Annotated in this window: 3 protein-coding genes and 1 pseudogene; 2 read left to right on the forward strand and 2 right to left on the reverse strand. The window is 53.9% G+C overall.

The window, feature by feature from the left end; translation table 11 throughout:
* Window positions 1–1,215 precede the first annotated feature (1,215 nt).
* Window positions 1,216–1,371 (forward strand): annotated as a pseudogene (locus tag OES20_18595) (transposase).
* A 724-nt stretch (window positions 1,372–2,095) separates the two neighbouring features.
* Window positions 2,096–3,340 (forward strand): Xaa-Pro peptidase family protein, encoded by a 1,245-nt coding sequence (locus OES20_18600; protein MDH3636702.1) that lies wholly within the window; start codon window positions 2,096–2,098, stop codon window positions 3,338–3,340.
* A gap of 32 nt (window positions 3,341–3,372) precedes the next feature.
* On the opposite strand, the gene OES20_18605 is transcribed toward OES20_18600, so the two are convergent.
* Together OES20_18605 and OES20_18610 are read right to left on the reverse strand one after the other, a co-directional pair.
* Window positions 3,373–5,601: a LamG domain-containing protein gene (locus OES20_18605; protein MDH3636703.1), complete on the reverse strand. Its 2,229-nt coding sequence runs from the start codon at window positions 5,599–5,601 to the stop codon at window positions 3,373–3,375.
* A 31-nt stretch (window positions 5,602–5,632) separates the two neighbouring features.
* Window positions 5,633–5,932 carry a hypothetical protein gene (locus OES20_18610; GenBank protein ID MDH3636704.1) on the reverse strand — a complete coding sequence of 100 codons (300 nt, stop codon included), beginning with the start codon at window positions 5,930–5,932 and terminating at the stop codon, window positions 5,633–5,635.
* Between the last annotated feature and the right edge of the window lie 508 nt (window positions 5,933–6,440).

Here is a 6,440-nt window from a genome sequence, read left to right on the forward strand (position 1 = left end):
CTGCCAGCGATCCCACATTAACGCCTTGTCAGTTTCTGTGTAGTAAATCCTCGGTCGCATTTTCATTTTCAACATCCTCCTCTCTATAGTTAGAGATTAGGTGTTGCATCGACCGATTGAAATCGCAACCCAACTGAGACACTCATAAACACCTCCAATAGAGTTACATTTTAACGCTATTAGGTGTCTAGCAAACCCTGGGAAGTCCAGTACTACCAGTACTTTGCCTGACGCATATCTGACCACGTGCGAATCTCTGGACGAGGTTCCATTACTAGCTATCGCCAACGAGTCGCAAACCTACAATCAGGTAAGGCACAAAGTGTTTGCGATGCCATGTGTACTATCTTGCACAATCCTTGGACCAAATTTGATGCGTTACTGCCAAAAGGTGCAGTAAAATAGGTTGTGACCCCGCATCGGGTCTATATTAATTTGGCTTACAGGTTTACTTGATGGCTATTCCCGGGCGATGCGGGTTTTTTGATTGTTGTAGTATTAATTTAATTAAGGAGAAGACTATGTTAGTAAAACAGCTGCTATTAGGTACCATTCTTATAACATCTATCAACACGTTTGCCTTTGCAGATCCATTATTTACCAACGGATCGCTGCGAGGAGAGTATTTGATAACCCTGATAGAAATTCGACAGGAACTAGCTGGTATCGACTATTGCGATATTACAGCCCGAGCAAAATTCGATGGATCGGGGAATGTCACGATCAACGACACCCGGAAATGTAGTCTGACGGGCACTGTCAGTTCCTCCGGTGGGTTATTTTATGATGTCAGACCGAGTGGTGAATTTATAATTTTCGAATCTGCTCCCAGTGACGCTACACATGGGCGAATCGCACACAGTGGACGAACCATATTACTGGATGGAACTACTCGCACAAATCTGGATGTCCTTGTCCAAAATGGGGTCGGTGCGTTAAAGCGTTAATATTCGAACGAAATCCATTGCTCGGTAGCTCGTATCTTCTGATCAATTGAGATAACTGCTGCACGATTGTTCATGTGATTTGGATAATGTAGATGCGTATCAGATATGCTCCAGAATTAAATTTTGGCGGCTTCGGGAAACCTGTTCACCCCGAAGTCGCCTACAGCCGCAATCCTGGACGGATTCGGCTCAACAATTGATCCCGACTTCCCGTTAATTCATTAATAACAAACGCTAACTATTCGTCGAAACTCGTTTTATAGCGTCTGCGATTTCGGAAAAGCGGCTTTCGCTTACGTCAAGCGGCAACATCCGCTTCCAGCTAAAGACGCCTTATCGAGATGGTACTACCCACGTCATCTTCGAGCCGTTGGATTTCATGGCTCGGCTTGCCGCCCTGGTGCCGAAGCCCCGAGTTAACCTGGCCTGGAATGGCCGCACCTTTTATTCATCACGAATAAAACTTTTGAAACTCAGGTAGTGGAAACCAGGCTCAGGTCAAAGCGGGTTAGCATTGAAAAATGCTTGAATTCGACGAATATTTTATTATGTTTTTCGGTTAATACCCTGCCTCATTGACTCTTTCTCTTTGAAATTATTTATTCATCACTGCCCAATATCTTAAACTGAGTCACCTCTTTTCCTAGAGCCTGCTCGAGGGCAAGTTTGGGATCTGCATATTCACTGGAAATATAAACTTTAGAAGGCTTCCTGGACGGGGGATCAGTCTTATAACTGCCAGAAAGTACCTTCTCACTAATAAATATACTTATTAGTAGCAGGGTACTTTGTAATCTCGGGCGTGACTGTAAAGGATCTTGACAATGTCCGTTCCTGGCCGAAGATTGCCTCTCACAAGGACTGTATGAGGGTCTGCTTACGAGAAAACAGACACTCAAGCTCGATTAATCAGCGGCGATTTACGACCCAACTCGGACGCTCCGCTGGTTGAGATTGCTAGTAATATACTGGTACCAAATACTCGGGGAAGTAAGTTAGTTTTCAGTAAATAGGTATACTGTCCCCCCGAATTCGGACAAGAATCCAGGTTGTACTTCAACGGTGTCCCGTGTCGTTGTTCCTTTCGAAAGGCGCGTGCTAATCTGGCGTTCCTTACCGATCACAGCTGTCATCGAAGGAGATATCCCATGGGGCAAAACCGCAATCTTGTATTCGAGCAATGCCAACCCGAGAAGGACCTGGCATTCAGCGAACAGGAGTTCGAGCAACGTCTGCAGCGCATTCGCGCGCGCATGGAACGCGACGGTATCGACGTCCTCTGGCTGATGGCGCCCGAAAGCCTTTATTACCTCAGCGGCTACAAGTGCATCTGGTACCAGGCGCAGAGCCCGAAACAATGGCCGGCCACCAGCGGCATCGCCATTCACAGGGAGCGCGATGATTTCATCCTGTTCGATACCCCCAGCGAAGCGATCATGTGCCGCTTCGTCACCTGCGCAAAGGATGTGCGGGTGTTCCCGATGGGCGAGCGCCGCGACGGCATCTCGTTCATCGTCGACGAGCTGAAGTCCTCGGGTTGGTTGGGCTCGGGTGTGCTCGGCATGGAGTTTCACAGCTATCGGCCCAATCCGATGATCAGCAAGCGTTTCCAGGATGCATTCGCAAGCAGTGGAATAAGCGTGCGCGATGGCAGCGACGTGCTGCGCGAGGTTCGCTGGGTGAAGTCGGACGCCGAGATCGCCTGCATCGAAAAAGCCGCGGAAATCACCGACATCGGCTTCGAGGCCGCAAAAAATGCGATTCGTCCGGGCGTCAGCGAGCTCGACGTTTATGCCGAAATGAACTACGCGATGGCTCGGGCGGGCGGCGAACAGCCGGGCATCACCCTGCCGGTCAACTCGGGATTGAAGGCCAACTGCGGCCATTCTCTGGCGAGCCGCAAGACGATCCGGGCCGGTGAGCAAGTCAACATCGACATCAGCGGCGTCTACAACCGCTATCATGCCAACGGCGGGCGCGCGTTTTACGTGGGCGAGCCGCCGAAGGACGTGCTCGATTATCATCGCTTGTCGTCAGGCGTATTCGACGTGATCGACAGCTGCATGCGTCCCAACCTGCCGGTGGCGGAGCTGGTGAGCAAGACGCGAGCTTACTATGACGAGGTCGGCATCTGGTCGGACGCGGGGTGGGTCGGCGGCTACGAACTGGGGCTGGCGTTTCCGCCCGACTGGGTGGGGAACTACGTTTACGAGATGACGGATACGGAAACCGACAAGATCCTGGAACCCGGCACCGTGGTCAACTTCGAAAGCCAGTTTTTCGCGCCGCGCATGTCGGGCATCACTTACTACGTCGATACCCTGATGTTCAAGTCCGGCGCCGCCTTGCGGCCGCTGAAGTTCAAACCCGAACTGGTGATCGTCGACGCCTAGCCGAAATACTCTTCAGCCAGCATAGCGCAACGCTATCCGAGAGCATCAAACGGCGTCTCCCTCAGGAAACGCTCGATCACGTTGGCCGAGATCCGAGACACGTTATTGTCGTAGCCGTTGTGCGGCAGGCTTGCACCCCAGGAGATAGAGCCGACGGAGAACACCGCGCCGCCGCCCGGCGTCTCGAAGAAGGTCATGTCCGCGCGCACCAGAGGGCTTTGCACGCCATCCATCGCCACGTGGTGAAATCCAATCTCGTCGGGCACGATCAGTGTGTTCTCGGAGTGGCCCTCGGAACTGGCCACGACCAGCGTATGTGCGGGCGTTCCGAGCAACGGGTCCACCGCGTCGATTTCCGAACCGCTGGCGCCGTCGCCGAGATAACCGAAATCACCGATGATCTCGTCCTCGCCGATGCCTTCGAATATGAAATCCGCCCTCGGATCGAAACTGTCCCGTGTGCGCTGATAATAGCCAGACGCATCGAAACCCACGGCGATGGTACCGACGCCGACCACGGCCTGGGGTGGAATGCCCAGGCGCCGCCACAGGCCGCCGTACTCGCCGGTGAATTCCAGATAGTATTCTCCCGGTTCCTCGTCACGATAGCGAATGCCGTCCTCGGCGCGGCGCAGTTCGACGACTCCGGGGAAATTATCGGACATGGCACAACGCCAGATGAAACCGTTGCCGCCCAGGTAGGCCAGACGCCCCGCGCCGGCGAGATAGGTCCGCAGGCCATCCAGCATGGGGGTGGTGTAATACTCCGGGTGGGTCCCGGTTAACACTGCGCGATATTGTTCGAGCAGTTCGACGCCCTCGCGGTGCAGGTCCTCGTCGGTGATGACATCGTACTCGATACCCCAGTTTTCCAGCCAGCCGAGAATGTGGGTATCCGCGTTGAAGCTCCAGCAGGGCGTCGTCGGCGCCATGTTTAAAATCGGGCGCAGGCGTGACGCGTAGCGCACGCCGCTGCCGTCGGAATGGTTGTCGTAGGTGGACAGGCCGAACTCGGGGTGCTCCTGCAGAAACACGTCGGTTTTCTCGAGCGTGGTCCACAGCGACTCCGCCACCTCGGCGTAGCGTTCGTGAAACAGCCACTGGTAGTTCGCATAGGCCATATAGGTGGCCGTTGACGCCAGGAAAGCGAGTTTCGAGGTGGTTTTTCCCCTGCGCGGGCGCACGAAGAAGGTGACATACCACTCGTCGTCATCGACCCGCAGGCGCGTGGCGTATACGCCGCTTTTCAGATCGGCAGGAATCACGTACTCGAAATCGGTCTCCCAGCCGGCATCGTACAGATCGTCATCGTGGAAATGCACGGCGCCATATTCGGCCGGCGCATGCTGCCAGTTTTGTTCTTTACCGCTCCAATTGAATCCCTTGCAACCCCTCGACGGCAGGTTGACGGTGTGCCCGTGCAGCGCGTTGGGGCCGGTGTCGCTGACGACATCCGTGCCGGTATCGCGCGAGAAATCCCAGGCGGCAACAAGGTTCGGATATTGCTCGAACGGGTTAACTTGTGATGCCACCAATTCGATGTCGGCGCTACTCAACACGGCCGAAGCGAGGCGCGGGCGGTCGATCTTGCCGTTGAAATGAGATGCGGACCCGGATTTCCCGTTGGACAAGGTCGTCCGCAGCGCCCCAAATAGGAGGTCGATTTGTGCAACGGCGAATCCTTCGGCGCCGTCGCTCGCGCTCGCGGACCTCAAGGGATCGAGGGGACCGCTATCTGGTTGCTGACTGACGCTGATGGTTCCCGTGGAGGCATCATAGCTGCCGGCAACCAGGTACCAGCGCCGTTCCGCAAGGGGTTCCCCCGTACTGACTTCAGCGACATTGCCGCGGCCATCGCCCACGCGCAGGGTGAGCGCGCCTGTATCGTCGAGCGTCAGCGCGAACCCGGTTGCCGGGTCGTCCTGCCATTGCACCATCAGCGCCTGCCGCCCCTTCGACGGGGTGGTCGAATATACCCAGGCCAGGGCAGTGAAACTTTCGATGCCGTCGTATGCGTTCGAGTAAGGCAGCACCGCGTAAGACCCCGCATCGATCGGTTGCAGGCGGCCGCGGTACTCGCCATTGAAAGGCGCTTCGATCTCCTCGAGCTGAAAGATGTCGTGGTTCGGGTCGTTATCGCCGCAGATGACGCGCACCAGGTCGGCACGATAGCGCTCGGCGCCGTAAGCACTGACCTTGAAGCCGACCTTTTCGCCGGGCGACACGCTCCATGTGTCGGTATAACCGAGTATCTTTTTCATACCGTTAATTCCTGTTTCAACAATGGCACGGTCACACCAGTTCCTGCCCGGTCACCGTTTTCCAACGCCGCTTGAACACTTCCCAGACCGCTTCGTCGTAGTCGCTGAAAACCTGATCTTCGTAGCGTTCGATCTGGCCGCCACGGGTGGGCGGGATCCTGGCCAGCATCCACCGGCGGCCGCGTTCGATGCAAACCAGCACGTGTCGATCCGCCATCGGCATGACTCTCAAGCGATTTATCACCAGTTTCAATTCAGCGCTGTATGGGCCGTCCGGGTTATCACGAAATTCATACGCCAAATCAGTTCTGGATGGGTCTATTTTGTACATGGAGCGGTTCTCTTTTCGCGGCTGCTATATCTACAAATGAAGATGACAGTTTACTTAATTGCCCGGAGATTGTGACCTGCAAAATGAGTTTACTGCCACCTTAATTCACTTAGTTCAAAAAAATGTCATTTGACCCATAAATTGGCAGTGATGTTAGCTGACAGTCGGTTTCTGCCGCCAGAGGCGGAATCGAATTAAACGATTAACTGTTTGATTAAACGACGTTTTAGATTGACTAACTTGGGTATATACCAACATATATACCAACAAAAATTGATGGTATACGACATTACTATAGCTTTAGCCTTCGCTTAAATTATCTTTACATAAAATCGAGAATGCAGACGCTCAGAATAGGAAATTAGGCGGCGATTTACGACGGCGATTTCAATCGGTCGATGCAACACCTAATCTCTAACTATAGAGAGGAGGATGTTGAAAATGAAAATGCGACCGAGGATTTACTACACAGAAACTGACAAGGCGTTAATGTGGGATCGCTGGCAGA

It is taken from the genome of Gammaproteobacteria bacterium, from assembly GCA_029862005.1.
Classification (GTDB): domain Bacteria; phylum Pseudomonadota; class Gammaproteobacteria.

Coding starts and splice junctions, on each gene's coding strand:
- OES20_18600 (MDH3636702.1), top strand. CDS start 2,096: ATGGGGCAAAACCGCAATCTTGTATTCGAGCAATGCCAACCCGAGAAG.
- OES20_18605 (MDH3636703.1), bottom strand. CDS start 5,601: ATGAAAAAGATACTCGGTTATACCGACACATGGAGCGTGTCGCCCGGC.
- OES20_18610 (MDH3636704.1), bottom strand. CDS start 5,932: ATGTACAAAATAGACCCATCCAGAACTGATTTGGCGTATGAATTTCGT.